19 protein-coding genes are annotated in these 15,784 nt (G+C 59.2%); 8 read left to right on the forward strand and 11 right to left on the reverse strand.

Annotation, left to right across the window (positions count from 1 at the left end):
* Nucleotides 1–46: 46 nt before the first annotated feature.
* From BMZ46_RS03980 to BMZ46_RS03995, 4 genes are all read right to left on the reverse strand, one after another.
* Nucleotides 47–1,210: an EAL domain-containing protein gene (locus BMZ46_RS03980; RefSeq protein WP_074687965.1), complete on the reverse strand. Its 1,164-nt coding sequence runs from the start codon at nt 1,208–1,210 to the stop codon at nt 47–49.
* 123 nt (nt 1,211–1,333) lie between these two features.
* Nucleotides 1,334–1,672: a hypothetical protein gene (locus BMZ46_RS03985; protein WP_039770424.1), complete on the reverse strand. Its 339-nt coding sequence runs from the start codon at nt 1,670–1,672 to the stop codon at nt 1,334–1,336.
* Entirely contained in the window at nt 1,669–2,055 is a 387-nt protein-coding gene (locus BMZ46_RS03990; RefSeq protein ID WP_074687963.1) for a phage holin family protein, read from the reverse strand. The genes BMZ46_RS03985 and BMZ46_RS03990 overlap by 4 nt, the downstream gene beginning before the upstream one ends.
* Nucleotides 2,056–2,057: 2 nt before the next feature.
* The gene (locus BMZ46_RS03995; RefSeq protein ID WP_007955729.1) at nt 2,058–2,372 is read right to left on the reverse strand and encodes an ElaB/YgaM/YqjD family protein; all 315 of its coding nucleotides are present in this window, start codon (nt 2,370–2,372) and stop codon (nt 2,058–2,060) included.
* Nucleotides 2,373–2,690: 318 nt separating this feature from the next.
* Between BMZ46_RS03995 and BMZ46_RS04000 the strand changes: the two genes are divergently transcribed.
* Nucleotides 2,691–3,899: an ammonium transporter gene (locus BMZ46_RS04000; protein WP_039770423.1), complete on the forward strand. Its 1,209-nt coding sequence runs from the start codon at nt 2,691–2,693 to the stop codon at nt 3,897–3,899.
* Here BMZ46_RS04000 and BMZ46_RS04005 read toward each other — a convergent pair.
* Nucleotides 3,896–5,608, reverse strand: a complete 1,713-nt coding sequence (locus BMZ46_RS04005; RefSeq protein WP_039770422.1) for a cation:proton antiporter — start codon at nt 5,606–5,608, stop codon at nt 3,896–3,898. The two genes, BMZ46_RS04000 and BMZ46_RS04005, sit on opposite strands and share 4 nt — an antisense overlap.
* Before the next feature lie 190 nt (nt 5,609–5,798).
* On the opposite strand from BMZ46_RS04005, the gene BMZ46_RS04010 reads away from it, so the two are divergent.
* The 3 genes from BMZ46_RS04010 (at nt 5,799) to BMZ46_RS04020 (ending at nt 7,480) form a co-directional block, all read left to right on the forward strand.
* Nucleotides 5,799–6,035, forward strand: coding sequence for a glutaredoxin family protein (locus tag BMZ46_RS04010; RefSeq protein ID WP_007955734.1), 237 nt, complete (start codon nt 5,799–5,801; stop codon nt 6,033–6,035).
* A gap of 164 nt (nt 6,036–6,199) precedes the next feature.
* A complete protein-coding gene (locus BMZ46_RS04015; RefSeq protein WP_039770421.1) occupies nt 6,200–6,517 on the forward strand; it encodes a transcriptional regulator in 318 nt (105 codons plus the stop codon).
* Between the two features lie 69 nt (nt 6,518–6,586).
* A complete protein-coding gene (locus BMZ46_RS04020) occupies nt 6,587–7,480 on the forward strand; it encodes a pseudouridine synthase (RefSeq protein WP_074687961.1) in 894 nt (297 codons plus the stop codon).
* Nucleotides 7,481–7,561: 81 nt separating this feature from the next.
* On the opposite strand, the gene BMZ46_RS04025 is transcribed toward BMZ46_RS04020, so the two are convergent.
* Both BMZ46_RS04025 and mobA read right to left on the reverse strand, forming a co-directional pair.
* Entirely contained in the window at nt 7,562–7,783 is a 222-nt protein-coding gene (locus tag BMZ46_RS04025; protein WP_039770418.1) for a YgdI/YgdR family lipoprotein, read from the reverse strand.
* A 78-nt stretch (nt 7,784–7,861) separates the two neighbouring features.
* Nucleotides 7,862–8,464: a molybdenum cofactor guanylyltransferase MobA gene (mobA, locus tag BMZ46_RS04030; protein WP_074687959.1), complete on the reverse strand. Its 603-nt coding sequence runs from the start codon at nt 8,462–8,464 to the stop codon at nt 7,862–7,864.
* A gap of 81 nt (nt 8,465–8,545) precedes the next feature.
* Here mobA and moaB point away from each other — a divergent pair, with 81 nt between their 5' ends.
* Both moaB and glp read left to right on the forward strand, forming a co-directional pair.
* The gene (gene moaB / locus BMZ46_RS04035) at nt 8,546–9,085 is read left to right on the forward strand and encodes a molybdenum cofactor biosynthesis protein B (RefSeq protein ID WP_039770415.1); all 540 of its coding nucleotides are present in this window, start codon (nt 8,546–8,548) and stop codon (nt 9,083–9,085) included.
* Entirely contained in the window at nt 9,069–10,295 is a 1,227-nt protein-coding gene (gene glp, locus BMZ46_RS04040; protein WP_074687957.1) for a molybdopterin molybdotransferase MoeA, read from the forward strand. The genes moaB and glp overlap by 17 nt, the downstream gene beginning before the upstream one ends.
* A gap of 56 nt (nt 10,296–10,351) precedes the next feature.
* Here the strand turns inward: glp and BMZ46_RS29295 are convergent, their stop codons facing one another.
* Nucleotides 10,352–10,660, reverse strand: a complete 309-nt coding sequence (locus BMZ46_RS29295) for a hypothetical protein (protein ID WP_170844867.1) — start codon at nt 10,658–10,660, stop codon at nt 10,352–10,354.
* A 314-nt stretch (nt 10,661–10,974) separates the two neighbouring features.
* Between BMZ46_RS29295 and yegS the strand changes: the two genes are divergently transcribed.
* Complete coding sequence (gene yegS, locus BMZ46_RS04050) at nt 10,975–11,892, forward strand: lipid kinase YegS (protein WP_039770721.1); 918 nt, start codon at nt 10,975–10,977, stop codon at nt 11,890–11,892.
* Here the strand turns inward: yegS and BMZ46_RS04055 are convergent.
* The 3 genes from BMZ46_RS04055 to BMZ46_RS04065 all read right to left on the reverse strand — a co-directional run bounded on the left by BMZ46_RS04055 (nt 11,876) and on the right by BMZ46_RS04065 (nt 14,377).
* Nucleotides 11,876–12,535, reverse strand: a complete 660-nt coding sequence (locus tag BMZ46_RS04055; RefSeq protein WP_039770409.1) for a response regulator transcription factor — start codon at nt 12,533–12,535, stop codon at nt 11,876–11,878. The genes yegS and BMZ46_RS04055 overlap by 17 nt on opposite strands.
* Nucleotides 12,532–13,425, reverse strand: a complete 894-nt coding sequence (locus BMZ46_RS04060) for a sensor histidine kinase (protein ID WP_039770407.1) — start codon at nt 13,423–13,425, stop codon at nt 12,532–12,534. Before BMZ46_RS04060 ends, BMZ46_RS04055 begins: the two co-directional genes overlap by 4 nt.
* A gap of 481 nt (nt 13,426–13,906) precedes the next feature.
* On the reverse strand, nt 13,907–14,377 hold the full coding sequence (locus BMZ46_RS04065; RefSeq protein WP_039770405.1) for a hypothetical protein: 471 nt from the start codon (nt 14,375–14,377) through the stop codon (nt 13,907–13,909).
* Nucleotides 14,378–14,830: 453 nt separating this feature from the next.
* On the opposite strand from BMZ46_RS04065, the gene BMZ46_RS04070 reads away from it, so the two are divergent.
* Nucleotides 14,831–15,766, forward strand: coding sequence for a chemotaxis protein CheV (locus tag BMZ46_RS04070; RefSeq protein WP_003226705.1), 936 nt, complete (start codon nt 14,831–14,833; stop codon nt 15,764–15,766).
* Nucleotides 15,767–15,784: the final 18 nt, after the last annotated feature.

Here is a 15,784-nt window from a genome sequence, read left to right on the forward strand (position 1 = left end):
ACTGATTCCCTAGCTTCCCGGTTCAGGCTGGCATCTGCAAGCGCAACTACAGCCCCGCCGCATCGATGTCGATCAGCAGCAGGCGCTCGCCGTTATCAAAAAACTGTCCGGCGGTCAGGCAATACTGGTTGCTGGTGGCGTCGCGATAGGTGTTGGAAAGGGTCAGGCGCCGTTCCTCCCAGCCTTCGGCCAGCAGGTGATAGAAGTAGGGGCGCCACGACCAGTTGTGACCCAGATAGCGATTGTCGGCGACCCAGCCGCTGGGGCGCCACTCCAGGTTTGGCGTCAGTTGGGTGCCGTGGCGGTCACATTGATAAAAACGCAGCAGCCAGGGAAAGGCGTCGAGCTGTGGCAGTGCACTGAGTGGGGCGCGGGCCTGGGCCCAGGTTTGGAGGATGGTCATGAGTTCACTGAGCTGCTGGCGCATGAACATCAGCTTGCTGCGCTCGGCCAGCTTCTGACGCACGTAAGACTGGCGCAGCTCGGCAAAGCGCTCCACGAAGTCATTCGTACCAAAAAGCGCCTCCTGCGCCCGGGCAAACAAAAATCCCTGCACGTAACGCGATCCGCACTCCAGCGCGAAATTCAGTTGTGCCGCAGTTTCCACGCCTTCGGCAATGATCCAGCAGCCGGTTTTTTCGGCCATTTGCGCGAGGGCCTTGACCACGTCACTGCTCGGCCCGCCCAGTGCGGCGGCCTGGAACAGACGCATGTCGAGTTTGAGAATGTCCGGTTGCAGCGCCAGCACGCGATCAAGCTGCGAATAACCGGCGCCGAAATCGTCGATGGCGATCCGGGCGCCGGCATCGCGGTAGCGCGCCACGACTTCGGTCAGGCGCTGGCTGTTACCGCCCAGTTCAGTGATCTCGAAAACAATCCGTTGCGGGTCGATACCGTGCCGCGCGAGTTGTTTCAGGCTCGGCAGTGCCTGGTCGGTACGCAAGCGACTGATCCAGCGCGGTGACATGTTCAGGCTGAGAAACCAGTCCGGTGGTGCTTCGTGCAGTCGGCTCAGCGCGTTGTCGCGGATCTGCCGGTCCATTCTGCGCAGCGCGATGGCCGGAGTGCGCGGATCGGCGAACAGCGGTCCGACCGACGCCAGTTGGCCATCGGCCTGGCGCAGACGACCCAGTGCCTCGACGCCTGCAATGCGTCCGGTGGCGGTATCGATGAAAGGTTGAAAGCAGGCGAGCGGTTGCCCGTCGATCACGGGGCCTCCTTGTCGTTCTTGTTCTGGTCGAATTCTGCCGGCCGGACAGGCAAGCGGGATTGAACCTCCGGATAAGAGATTCAATCCCGCCGGTATTGCAAGAATGCAGCCAGATGCGAAGGTTCAGCGCTTGCTCGAGCTCTGCATGACCAGTTTGATCAGCGGAGCGAGGCTGGTGCCCAGGCGGATCAGTCGGGTCAAACCGCCTACGCCACCGCTTTTGGCCCCTTTACCGGTGATGAAGCCCAGCAGTGTCACGGCCGCCACGCCCCACAACGGCGCGTGCTTGATGCCGAAACCACCCTGAAGGTTTTGCGTCATGCCACGCATGCGTTGCAGTGGTTGCAGGACCTGGCCGGTTTCATGGCGGATTTCCTGACGGTGCATTTCCATGCGCAGGCGGATCAGTGCCTTGCGCATTTCCCGGCGTGAGCTGTTGTGCGGAAGTTCAGGCAGGTTCATGGCAACAGGCGCTCCCGATCATTGGCCAGTTCTTCCAGCGTGCCGTGGAAAGGCGAGGATTCATCGAAGATCGCGGCTTTGAGACGCAGCGCGCAAAAGATTGCCGCCAAGGTGTAGAACACGCACAGACCAATAATTGCGGCCAGGCGATACGTGTCCCAGAACACGATCAGGACAAGCGTCGACAGGCCGACCAGCAACAGCAGCGCAAACACCAGTGCCAGGCCGGCGAACAGCAACAGGCTGACGGTGCGTGCTTTCTGTTCCTGCAGTTCGATGCCGAACAATTCGACGTGGCTGTGCAGCAGGCCGAGAACGGCAGCACCCAGGCGACGCGTGGAAGAGGCGGTGCCCGCATTCGGGCCGGATTCACCGATCGACATGATCAGCGCCGAGTGGCCAGCAGGCCGATCAGAAAGCCGACGCCGGCGGCGATGCCCACCGATTGCCACGGGTTGGCCGATACATATTCCTCGGTGGCAGTGACCGCCGCCTGACCGCGCTCGCGCAGGGTGTCTTCGGTCAGCTTCAGGGTTTCCCGCGCGCGCAGCAGGCTTTCGTGGATCTGTTCGCGCAACTCATCGGCCTGATCACCGGCCAGCGTGGCGGTGTGCTCCAGCAAGCGTTCAGTGTCGCTGACCAGGGTCTGGAAGTCGTTCATCAGGATTTCTTGAGCAGTCTTTGCCTTGATGCTGGCCATGGGGGATCTCCGTAAGTGGCGTTCTGAAGCGGTGTTCTGAAGCGTTCGAGTATGAGCCAAGTGTGAAGGTTCAGTACAAGTGCTTGGTACAGCTTTTGCTGTGTCGTGGTGCGTCGATCGGTGGCAGTGCGCTGTTGCCGGGCGTAAAACCGGGCAAACCTTGGCCCGGATGATGAAGGTTCATGTCAGCCCATCGACCTTGTGCGCCAAAGCGGTTCACCGACCTGCCGGATCAGTGACTGCGTGGTCGCAATTTGGTGCATGAAATGTGCGCATGAACCGCTTTGGTGCCTTTTTCAGCCTCGGGTCTGCCTCCTCATGGAAAATCTGCAAAGCGCTGTGGACACGCTGGTTCACAGTTCCAACACGTTGTTCATTCTGATAGGTGCGGTCATGGTGTTGGCCATGCACGCCGGTTTCGCGTTTCTGGAGGTCGGAACGGTTCGCCAGAAAAACCAGGTTAATGCACTGTCGAAGATTCTCAGCGACTTCGCGGTGTCGACCCTGGCCTATTTCTTTATAGGCTACTGGCTTTCGTACGGGGTGACCTTCCTGCAACCGGCGGCGGTGCTCAGTGCCGATCATGGTTATGGACTGGTGAAGTTTTTCTTCCTGCTGACCTTTGCGGCAGCGATCCCGGCGATCATTTCCGGCGGCATCGCCGAGCGAGCGCGGTTTGTGCCGCAACTGTGCGCCACGGCGCTGATCGTTGCGTTCATCTACCCGTTTTTCGAAGGCATGATCTGGAACGGCAACTACGGTGTGCAAGCCTGGCTGACCGCACAGTTCGGCGCTGGTTTCCATGATTTTGCGGGTTCGGTGGTGGTGCATGCCATGGGCGGCTGGTTGGCGTTGGCGGCAGTGCTGCTGCTCGGGCCGCGCAACGGACGCTATCGCGATGGCAAGCTGGTGGCGTTCGCGCCGTCGAGCATTCCGTTTCTGGCATTGGGGTCGTGGATTCTGATCGTCGGCTGGTTTGGCTTCAACGTGATGAGCGCGCAAACCCTGCAGGGGGTCAGCGGGCTGGTGGCGGTCAACTCGCTGATGGCCATGGTGGGCGGAACGGTGGCGGCGCTGATCGTCGGGCGCAACGACCCTGGCTTCCTGCACAACGGCCCGTTGGCGGGGTTGGTGGCGGTGTGCGCCGGTTCCGACCTGATGCATCCGGTCGGTGCGCTGGTGACCGGCGCGATTGCCGGCGCCCTGTTTGTCTGGTGCTTCACGGCGGCGCAGGTCAAATGGCGCATCGATGACGTGCTGGGTGTCTGGCCGTTGCACGGTCTGTGTGGCGTGTGGGGCGGCATTGCCTGCGGGATCTTCGGCTCGACCGCGTTGGGCGGGCTCGGTGGCGTCAGCCTGATCAGCCAGTTGATCGGCACCGCCCTCGGTGTGGCAGTGGCGTTGATCGGCGGTTTCGCCGTCTATGGCTCGATCAAGGCGCTGCATGGTCTGCGCCTGAGCCAGGAACAGGAGTACTACGGCGCCGACCTGTCGTTGCACAAGATCGGCGCGGTAAGCCAGGACTAGGTCTCCTCATCGTCGGCTCCGGGGTAAAAGCCGTGAAGCAGGCGATAACGATCGATGCGCACCTGATCGACTTTCTCCTGCACCCGGTGTGCAGGAAATCCGAGCAGGATCAAGGCATGGGAACCGAGCATCAGGCTCGACTCCAGCAGTTCCGGCACCACTTCGCTGGCGCCGGCCGCCTTCAGCTCGGCCGACTGGCTGTCGTCCCGGGTGCGCACCAGAATCGGCACTGTCGGGTTGAGGCGTCTTGCCTCCTTGAGAACCCGCAGAGCCACGTCGGCTTGATCCACAGCAATCACCAGCAACCTGGCGCGCAGCAAACCGACGGCGGTCAACAGATCGCCGCGGGTTGAATCGCCGTAGTGGACGTCGCGCTCGGCGGTGGCGGCTTCCTGGATCCGCACCGGATCGTTGTCCAGCGCGACGTAGGTTTGCCCGGCATTGCGCATGAAACGCCCGATCGACTGACCGACACGGCCGTAGCCACAAATCACCACATGCCCGTTGAACCCCGCATTGAGGGCGCTGATTTCCTCGATCTGCGCTTCCTGGTTGGGTTTGCGGTGCAGGGCGGCGGCGATGCGCGGTGCGGCGCGTAACAGCAGGGGCGTCAGCAGCATCGAGCAGAAGGTGGCGGCGAGCAGCAGCGCACCGAGTTCGGCGGGGAGCAACCGGGTTTGCTGCATCTGTGCCATCAGGGCGAAGCAGAATTCACCGCCCTGGGCGAGGGCGAGGCCGCTGCGCCAGGCCGTTTCACTGTCGCTGCCGCGCCATTTCACCAGCAGCGCCACCACCAGGCCTTTGATCACCAGTAAACCCAGGGTCATCCCGATAATCAGCAGGCTGTGGCTGGCGAACAGTTGCAGGTCGATCAGCATGCCGATGCTGACGAAAAACAATCCCAGCAGAATGTCGCGAAACGGCCGGATATCGGCCTCGATCTGATGTCGATAATGGCTCTCGCCCAGCAGCATGCCCGCGAGGAACGCGCCGAGGGCCGGGGACAGGCCCAGCAGGTGGGTCAGCCAGGCCGTCAGCAGCACAATTACCAGTGCCAGCAGTACGAACAGCTCCGCCGAGCGGGACGCTGCGACTTCCTGAAACAGGCGGGGAAGCAGCCAGCGGCTGGCCAGCAACAAACCGAAAAACAGCAACACGGTCTTCAGCAAAGTCAGGGGCAGCGCCCAGTACCAGGCCTGATCACTGCTGCCGGCGAACACCGGCACCAGCGTCAGCAGCAATACGGCCACCACGTCCTGGAACAACAGGACTCCTACCGCGTTCTGGCCATGGCTGCTGAAGATTTCGCCGAGGCTGCTGAGTTCCTTGGTCACAATCGCCGTGGATGACAACGACAGGCCAGCGCCCAGCAGCAAGGCCGGTGTGGCGGGCATGCCCAGGAGCATCAGCACGCTTCCCAGCAGCAGTGTGGTGATCAGCACCTGCTGGCTGCCCAGGCGGAAAACCACCTTGCGCAGGGCAATCATTTTCGACAGGGAGAATTCCAGCCCCAGGGAAAACAGCAGAAACACCACCCCCAGTTCGGCAAGGTCAGGCAAGTGTTCGCTTTCATTGATCCAGTCGAACGCCTTCGGCCCGACCATCAATCCCACGCACAGGTAACCCAGCACAGGTGGCAGGCGCAGGCGACGGAACAGGGCAATCATCACCAGGGACGACGCCAGAATGATCAGCAGATTGGCAAACACACGACACTCCGGAACAGGTCAGGCTCTTCAAGCGTAGAGGTAAAAAACACCGGAGCATCGCGTAAACGGCAATTTTGTGGGCTGATTTACATCAGGGTTTTGCGAAGAGCGGATTTGAGCCCGGTGGGCAGGTCGACGGGCCTTGCGGGCAGGCCTAGAATGATCACTCGATTTTTGGGGTTGAGCGCACATGCTTCCTGAATGCCAGTTGTTCGGCACCCTGGGGTGCCATTTGTGTGAAGTCGCCGAGGCTGAACTGATGCCTTTTGTCGAGCATGGTCTGCTGGTGGAGCTGGTGGATATTGCTGACGATGAGTCGTGGTTCGAGGCCTACAGCCTGCGAATCCCGGTCTTGCGCAGGGTCGATACCGGCGCGGAACTGGGATGGCCGTTCAGCGCCGATCAGGTGGTGGCATTCCTGCGTTAATGACTTTTTCTCGTTTGCGTTGATGGCGTTCGTCACCTTCGCTAATCACGGCTTGGCACTTTTCGGGTTATTCGGTTACTGTATGCGCATACAGTAATTGAGTTGGCCTGCCATGCCGTTTTCGGGCATTCGCCAGGGCAAGCCGGATGTCAGAGGGAGTCACCGTGGTCAATGTCGAACAGTTGAAAAGCAGCGTGAACGGGATGTCGGTTGACGTGGTGCGCGAGGCCGTCCACGAATTGCGCCTGGACGGTCTGGTCACGGGAGGCAAGACTCCCTTCAACAAGCTGCATTTCAATACGTGCTTTGCCGAGATCGAGGCCTTGTTTCAGCGCGCCGGTTATCACAAGCAACTGGATGTGGTCGGTTATCAGGGATTGTTGTACGCCTTGTACGACCCAGGCCGCTGGGAGGCCGTCGATGTTCTGCGCTGGCTCAAGGAATTCACCGAGGCGGCGGCGCTCAAATCGATCCCCGCCTGATTCCGCGCTAGGTCTGCTGCGCCGGGTGTTGGATAATGCCGCTCTGCTTTGAAGGTTCGAGTTTTCCGTATGTCCAGCACACCCACATTTTCCGCCGCACAGAATCAGGCCAGCACGCTGTATCTACCCCCCGGTAGCTGGCGGACAGTGTTCGACTGCCTGTGTGAGCATTTCAGTGCCATTGGGCGCGATCAATGGCTCGACCGAATCGCCCGGGGCCGGGTGCTCGATGGCGAGGGTCAGCCGATTGCGCTGGACTTGCCCTACAAGGAAGGGCTGCGCATTCACTACTTTCGTGAAGTACCGGATGAAAAGCCGATCCCGGTGGTCGAGTCGATCCTGTATGCGGACGACCATCTGGTGGTGGCGGACAAGCCGCATTTCCTTCCTGTGACCCCGGCAGGCGAGTACGTCGAGCAGACGTTGCTTCGCCGATTGATCCGGCGCCTGAACAATCCCCATCTGGTGCCGCTGCATCGGATTGACCGGCACACGGCCGGGCTTGTGATTTTCTCGGCCAACCCACAGACGCGGTCGGCGTATCAGTCGCTGTTCCCGACGCGGCAAATCGAAAAACGCTATGAAGCCATTGCGGCTGCGTTACCTGGGCTGGACTTTCCGTTGGTACATAAAAGTCGTCTCGTCGATGGCGAACCTTTCTTCCGCATGAAGGAGGGGGCGGGTGCAAGTAACACCGAAACGGCGGTGGAGGTGCGTGAAAGGAATGGTGATCTCTGGCGCTACGGCCTGTATCCGGTGACCGGCAAGAAGCATCAACTGCGGGTACACATGACGGCGCTGGGGGCGAGCATCTGCAATGATCCGTTTTATCCCGACGTGCTAAAAGACGTTGAGGATGACTACGCCAATCCGCTGAAACTTCTGGCGCAAGGCCTGCGATTCATCGATCCGGTTACGGGGCAGCCCCGCGAGTTCGAGAGCCGCATCACGCTGGACTGGTGACCCCGCTATCGATTGTTTTCGGTCAGACACGAAAAAGCCCGCATATTGCGGGCTTTCTGTATCGGGTGTCGAACTGAAGAATTAAAGCTCTTTGACAGTACGAACCTGATCCTTGTTGATGCGAGTGTGCTTGCCGTCCAGTTGTTCGAACTCGTAGAAGCCCGAATCTTCATCATATTTAGGGGCGTCGACAGCCTGGATTTCGCGACCGTCATTCAAGGTGATCACTGTTGGCGAAGCGCAACCGGCGAGGGTGGCGAGGCCCAGTGCGAGCATGAAAGTGGCGAGGGTCCGTTGAGTCATGAGTGTGTCTCCGAAGGGAAATTCTTTTGGTTACTGAGCTTGAGACGTATACAAGGCGTGCAAGTTCCTTGAATGCTGTCAGTCTGACACAGTGTTGTGCGAACTCAACAGTTCAGGGGTGTTGAGATTGGCCAGGCGTGGGTCGTTGTCAGGGCAAACCAGGGCTTGGGCATCAAGCGTGCGCATTAGCCGGCCAGGGCTGCGTTCTCCGGCGCTCCAGGCGTTTTCGAAGGCGGGCAGGAGTGCCACGGGGATTACACAAAGCAGCGGTTCCCAGTGATCGTCATGTCGCAACATTAAAGGTTTTTCAGAATTCAGACTGGCCGCCTCGCGCATGCTCTGCAGCAACGCAAGATCGATGCGCGGGACATCGCAGGGCAGTACCAGCAGGTGGGTGTGGCGCGCGGCTTTCAAGCCGGCGCGAATGCCGGCCAACGGACCGGGGAAATCTCCCTCGTCATCGCATACCAACTGGTCGGCAAATGGCGCATAGCTTTCACGATTGCGGTTGCAGGAGATGATCAGATCATCGGTCAACGACCGAACTTTACGATGAAGATGCGCGATCAACGGTTCACCGTGCCATTCCACGAGCCCCTTGTCCTTGCCGCCCATGCGCTGTCCGCGCCCACCTGCCAGTAACAGAATGGAGCAAGGTGGTAATGGCGTGTTCGAGGTCATGGCAACTCTCCGCAGGGGCGGCGAAAAAAGGGGGCGCTGTGATATAACACCGGGCTGTTTCTCCTACAACTGGACGAGCCTATGAAAGCCAAGGCTGATGTACCTTTCGCACCGCTCAATATCGCAGTGTTGACGGTCAGCGACACCCGAACCCTGGAAACCGATACCTCCGGCCAGGTCTTCGTCGACCGTCTGACGGCCGCCGGCCACCATCTGGCGCAGCGCGTGCTGCTCAAAGATGACCTGTACAAGATCCGTGCGCAAGTTGCCTACTGGATTGCCGAAGACGTCGTGCAAGTGGTGCTGATTACCGGCGGTACCGGTTTTACCGGCCGCGACAGCACCCCGGAAGCGGTTGCTTGCCTGCTGGACAAGCAGGTCGATGGTTTTGGTGAGCTTTTTCGTCAGATATCGGTTGCCGACATCGGCACTTCCACCGTGCAATCTCGGGCTTTGGCGGGACTGGCCAACGGCACGTTGGTCTGCTGCCTGCCTGGTTCGACCAATGCTGTGCGCACCGGTTGGGATGGCATCCTCGCCGAGCAACTGGACTCACGTCACCGCCCATGCAATTTCGTCACTCATTTGAAAAAGGCAGCGCCTTGTGAATCCCGTGGGTAAGCCGGGCAAGACCGGCAGTCTGATGCCGGTCGAAGAGGCATTGACGCGATTGCTGGAAATGGCCGAGAGCTCGCGGATTGTCGAGTACGAGTTTTTGCCACTGGCGCAGGTTCAGGGGCGAGTGCTGGCGCAGGATCTGATTTCGACGCTGGATCTGCCACCTTGGCCGAACAGCGCCATGGACGGTTATGCCTTGAGTCTGGCCGACTGGACCGGTGAGCCGTTGCCAGTCAGTCAGAAGATCTTCGCTGGACAGGCACCGGAACCTTTGAAACCAGGCACCTGTGCCCGGATCTTTACCGGCGCGCCGGTGCCTGCGGGGGCCGACTGTGTCGAAATGCAGGAAAACGTCGAGATTCATGCCGATGAGCGCGTGAGTTTCATCGAGACGATGGTGGCCGGGCAGAACATTCGCCCGCAAGGCCAGGAAACGACCGTCGGTGAACTGGTCTTGTCTGCAGGAACTCGGCTCGGTCCGATCGAGCTGGGGCTGGCTGCCTCGCTGGGTTGTGCAGGGCTTGAGGTCGTTCGCCAGGTTCGTGTGGCGGTTTTGTCCACCGGAGACGAGTTGGTCGAGCCGGGCACGACGTTGGGGCCGGGACAGATCTACAACAGCAACCGGGTGCTTTTGTGCAGCTGGTTGCAGCGCCTGGGATATGAAGTGGTTGATGCCGGCATTCTGCCTGATGATCTGGCCACTACCCGCGCGCGACTTGGGGAACTGCAGGATGTAGACCTGATTCTGTCGACCGGTGGCGTATCGGTCGGAGAGGCGGATTTCCTCGGAATCGCATTGAGGGAGGAGGGCGAACTGACACTCTGGAAGCTGGCAATCAAACCCGGCAAGCCATTGACGGTCGGGCATTTTCGCGGTGTTCCGGTGATTGGGTTGCCGGGCAATCCTGCCTCGACACTGGTGACTTTCGCCTTGTTGGCCCGACCTTATCTGTTACGTCGCCAGGGCGTGCAGGATGTCGAGCCGCTGAAAGTTTCGGTGCCCGCCGGATTTGTCTGGCCTCATGCCGGTAACCGCCGTGAATTTCTGCGAGGGCGCCTGGAGCAGGGGCAAGCGATTATCTACCGTAACCAGAGTTCGGGCGTTCTGCGCAGCGCTGCCTGGGCCGAGGGGCTGGTGGAGGTACGGGAGGGCCGAGTCCTGGCCGTAGGAGACCAGGTGCCATTCATTCCACTCAGCGAGCTTCTCGGTTGATCGCAGGTATTTAAAAGGCAGGCACAGTGGTTACACGATGCCTGCCTTTCTGCCAGTCAACGACTGATCAGTGCAACGAGCTGGTCGAACCGGCTATTGGCGATCCAGCCCACCAGTCCGAGCACCATCGCTGTCGCACCTGCCGAGTAGGCAAGGCGGTGCTTGATGGCTTTGACGTCTCCTCTGACTTCGTCCATGTCGCGTCGAATGTACTTGAGGTGAGTTTCCAGCTCGGTGACACGAGGTTCCATATTGTTTTCTCCGGTATTTCTGGCGCTGCATTTGAATTCGTCTTTGAGGCTGGCGCGACTTTCGGAGAGAGAGGCAACCGGACTCACGGCTAGTCCTGCTTCACGGCTTTGCATGGAAACGTCCACCTGCTGCCGTGGGGCTCTCTTGGCGAATGCCGAAATGCAAAATATCGAAAGTCCTGAAACTGTTTCCACTCATTACATGCACATCCTTGTGTAATTGAATTGAAGATCGCTAACGCCGACACACGTTGTACCAATGGCCGGGCTGGGTCAATTGAGCCGATTCCTTACGTTCTGTACGAAAAAGTACCGGTATGTAGGACGAGGAGGGCGAGCTTCAGGAATTAATCAGAAGAAGTACGACTTTTTTATCGATCTAGAGGGTCAAGATGTCGCGTACCAATTTGATTCCGGGAGTGACCGCAATGAGTGAACGCAAGGCATTGTTGATTCTGCATGGCAAGCAGGCACTCAACGAGGCGGTTCGTGCCGCTGTCGAGAACAAGCGAGAGCAAGGCTGGGAGCTGGCTGTGCGTCTGACCTGGGAGGCCGGCGATGCGCAGCGGTTGGTGGAAGAGGCGCTGGCGGCGGGATACCGCCAGATCATCGCCGGCGGTGGGGATGGCACCCTGCGTGATATCGCCGAAGCGCTGGCGGCGCAGCCAGGCAAAGCCGGTCTGGTGCTTTTACCGCTGGGAACTGCCAACGACTTTTCCCACGCGGCAGGTATTCCGATGGAGCCGACCGAGGCGCTTGAGTTGCTTGAAGCGCCCGCCCACGACATCGATCTGGGTGAAGTCGGTGGGCAGATCTTCCTGAACATGGCGACCGGAGGATTCGGCAGCCAGGTAACGGCCAACACGTCGGAAGATCTGAAAAAGGTATTGGGTGGCGCAGCTTATTTGTTCACCGGTTTGACGCGGTTCAGTGAACTGCATGCCGCGTACGGTGAGTTGCAGGGGCCGGATTTCCATTGGCAAGGCGAGTTGCTGGCCCTCGGGATCGGCAATGGCCGTCAGGCCGGCGGCGGACACGTGTTGTGCCCCGAAGCGCTGGTGGACGATGGTCTTTTGGATATCAGCATCCTGCCGGCGCCGCAGGAGTTGGTTGGCACACTGAAAAATCTGCTCAGCGACGGCTTCGGCATTGACAACATGTTTGTGCGCGCCCGTTTGCCATGGGTTGAAATCAAGGTCGCCGAAGGGCTTTACATCAATCTCGACGGCGAGCCCCTGGAGGGCGAAAGTTTACGGTTTGCGGCGCGCCCCGGGGCGTTGCGTGTGCATCTGCCGAAGGACTCACCGCTGCTGAGCGTCACTCCCAGGCTCAATCGTCCAGACTAATGATCTGTTCTCGCACGGCAAACAGCACCAGGCCCGCCACATCGTAGATCTGCAGGCGTTTCATGATCTGCGAGCGGTGGGTTTCGACCGTCTTGATGCTCAAGCCCAGGCCGTTGGCGATTTCTCGCGTGGATTTGCCACGCACGATCAGGCGCAGGATTTCCAGCTGGCGTGCGGTCAGGTTGTGCGACTCGGCGACTTCCGGCTGTTGTTTCAGGTTGCGGGTCAGTGCCTGATTGATCACGGTATGGGCGATGGCAGGGCTCAAGTAGCGCTCGTTGTTGCGCAGGGCTTCGAGTGCATGTTCGAGCTCGGTGGCCGTGGTGTCCTTGAGCAGGTAACCGTGAGCACCGGACTCCAGCGCCTGCATGATCAGCGCGGGGTCGGTGTGCATCGACAGAATCAGCACTTTGCTCTGTGGGCGTACTCTTCTGAGTCGCTGCAGGGCTTCCAGCCCGCCGGTTTCTTTCATGGAAATGTCCAGCAATACGATATCGGGGGACAGCAGCTCGACCATCTCGAGCAGCTGCGAGCCATCATTGGCCTCGCCGATGACTGCATAGCCGGGAATATCCAGCACCAGGGCACGCACGCCGGCCCTGATCAGCGAGTGGTCATCCACCAGAAGTAAGTTACAAGTCAACGCATAACCTTATTCGTACTGGCCCGCTCGAGTGCCCGGGGCGCCCAGGGGAATAGTGCTTCGATTTGAGTACCTTTGCCGGGCTCGCTGGTCACACTGAGTGTACCGCCCAGTTGCTCGATGCGTTCTGCCATCCCGGCCATGCCGCGCTGTCCTTCGCGACCAGGGTTCGCCGCCGGGGAAAAACCCAGGCCATCATCGCTGATCAGCAGGGTCAGGCCCTGTGGCAGACGTTGCACGCGGATCAACAGGTTTTTGGCCTGCGCATGGCGAAGAATGTTGGTCACCGCTTCCTGAGTGATGCGAAACGCTGCGACGGCCATCTCTTCGGGGATTCCATTCAGGCGCTGCTGGCAGTCCAGGCTCCAGTGCACCGAAGTATTGGCCAATACCTTGAGCAGGTGTGCACGCAGGCTCGCTTCCAGACCAAGGCTGGTCAATTGCCGCGGGTTGAGAATGGCCGAAACGTCGCGCACCTTGTTGAGGGTTTCTTCCAGCGTCTCGCAAAGTACCGAACAGTGTTCCTGCATATCCGCGGGCAAGCGGCGCTTGAGCCATTCGCTTTGCAGTTTGGCGGCGGTCAACAACTGGCCGATATCGTCATGCAGTTCGCGACTCAGGCGATGGCGCTCGTTTTCCTGGACTTCCAGCAAACGGTCGGCCAGTTCCTGAGGCTGGAACTTGATGGATTTGCGCGACAGGCGATGTTGTGTCCAGACGCAGCCTGCAGCCGCCACGTTGATCAACAACAGGCCGAGCGACAGCTGCGCGGACAATCCATAGGTCAACACACTGCCCAGAGCCGAGCCTGTACACAGCAGGAGGGTAATCCTGCGGGCATTTTCTCGGGAGGGAGGCCATGTGGTGATTGACTTGAGACTGGCGTACATAGCGGATGGAGCCAATGGATGTTCGCTGCGGGCAGACCGGTCAGAAGGACTGGCGGTCTCTGTCTGGAAAACGTTCATTCAGGTTGTTGATTTCAAAACGGTTCAGTGATCAATAATTGAGCGCCAACTTCGGTGGAGACCGATCATTGAAGTCACAATGCCATTAATTGAAACAACTAACGGCCGGCATAATACCACTTAACATACCGTTGGTCGCGTTTGCCCTATATGTCCAAAGAGTCAGGAAACAGGCCATGTTGGACGAAGGTTCCATAATGGAAAGTTGAAATACCTGACCCGATAATTATCGATGCGGTCGCAAGTTTTCTTTTACACAGGAAAACCCTGATATCAGCAGAGGGTAGTCTGCATTCAGCGAGAGTAATTATTTATCGGGAGGGTCGCAGGCAGGCATGAACTATTCATTTGCGACATTCGACTGCGAAAGCTGACCGGCTCAAGCGGCCCAAGGTGTGCCCGATTACGCTTGCCGTTCCGACCAGGCTACGAGGGTCAGGGACTTGCCGTTGTGCGGCAATTGAAAGTGTGTCTGGCCGACCTGGCAGGCAAAGGCTTCGATGAGCGACACCTGCTCGCTTTCATCCAGACCCAATTGCCCGGTACTTGGATCAACCAGCTCCAGTTGCCAGGCCATCAGGGTGAAGCAATCCTTCAGTGCTTCCAGGGCCTGTGCATGCAAATCCACGTGACCCTGCACCTGGGTGAGCAAGCCATGCAGGTGCAGGGAGAATTCGGATACCGCCTCCAGCCCCAGGGCATCGGCCTTGTTCGCCAGTTTGAGGAGGGTGCTGAGCATGCAGTCGATGGCGTCCTTGTCATTGCTGATCAGCTGCAGATGGCTGAGGCATTCTTCAGACTTGGCCAGGAGCGTTTCAGCCTCGACGAGAAATTCGGGGAACCGCTGCGCCCATTCACTACGGTCGTTCGGCATGCTTATCTCCACCACGTCATGTCTGATGAGGGAATGCCGTGTGTGTCGACGATCATGAACCGTCGCGAGACCGCGCCCCGGTGTGCATTGGCACAAAACTGGGGATTCAAGAGGATGTGTTTCCACTGAACTGCGATCGCACACAATAGCCTGACTCCGTTCATGCAATGAGAATGGCGTCACATTAATGGCTATTGGATATCGCGAATATCAGGTTAGGCCTGATTGTTCCTAGGGGATTCCCTTAGGCACGGGAACCTGTGGCGCAAATCAGGGTCGCGCCGAAGAGAATGTAGCAGATGATTTCTGCGGAGCCAGTAAAGCATGATGTTAATGTGACATCAATGCCTGTTCATGGCATTTTGTTGGCGATTTTTGACGGGATCAAGATCCGCCAGATTCAGCCGATAACCCCCAATAGTGAATTCATCAGAACAAGCCCAGGAGTCATTGATGGCCGGCATTCTCGACACGGTAGACCAACGCACGCAACTGGTGGGTGAGAATCGCCTGGAAATTCTCATGTTTCGACTGGCGGGACGCCAATTGTTCGCGATCAACGTGTTCAAGGTGCAGGAAGTGCTGCAGCTGCCAAAACTGACCCTGATGCCCCAGCGTCACCCGTTTGTCTGCGGTGTGGTCAACCTGCGCGGCCAGACGCTGCCGGTGATCGACCTGTCCCAGGCGATCGGCATGCGTCCGTTGGTGCCGGGCCCGAACAGCACAATCATCGTCACTGAATACAACCGTTCGGTGCAGGCGTTCCTCGTCGGTGGCGTGGACCGCATCGTCAACATGAACTGGGAAGCCATCCTGCCGCCGCCGACCAGCGCCGGTCGTCAGCATTATCTGACGGCCATCAGCAAGGTCGACGATCAACTGGTGGAGATCATCGACGTCGAGAAAGTCCTCGCCGAAATCGTGCCGTACAACGCCAAGGTTTCGCGCGACAAACTGGACGATCCGGTGCTGGAACGCGCCCGTGGCCGCGAAGTATTGCTGGTGGACGACTCCAACGTGGCGCTCTCGCAATTGCGCGACACCCTCGGCCAGTTGGGCGTGAAGATGCACATCGCCAGCGACGGCCTGAAAGCCCTGAACATGCTCAAGGCCTGGGCGGACACCGGGGTGAACATGACCGACAAACTGCTGATGGTGTTCACCGACGCGGAAATGCCGGAAATGGACGGCTATCGCCTGACCACCGAAATCCGTAACGACCCGCGCCTGCGTGGCCTTTATGTGGTGTTGCACACTTCGCTGTCCGGCAGTTTCAACGACTCGATGGTGAAGAAGGTCGGGTGCGACAACTTCCTCTCCAAGTTCCAGCCGGACAAGCTGGTCGATGTGGTGCGCCAGCGTCTGATGCTCGACGAAGTGCCGGCCTGATCAACCTGTCGAGGCTGA

The organism is Pseudomonas sp. NFIX49, from assembly GCF_900115915.1.
Taxonomy (GTDB): domain Bacteria; phylum Pseudomonadota; class Gammaproteobacteria; order Pseudomonadales; family Pseudomonadaceae; genus Aquipseudomonas; species Aquipseudomonas pharyngis.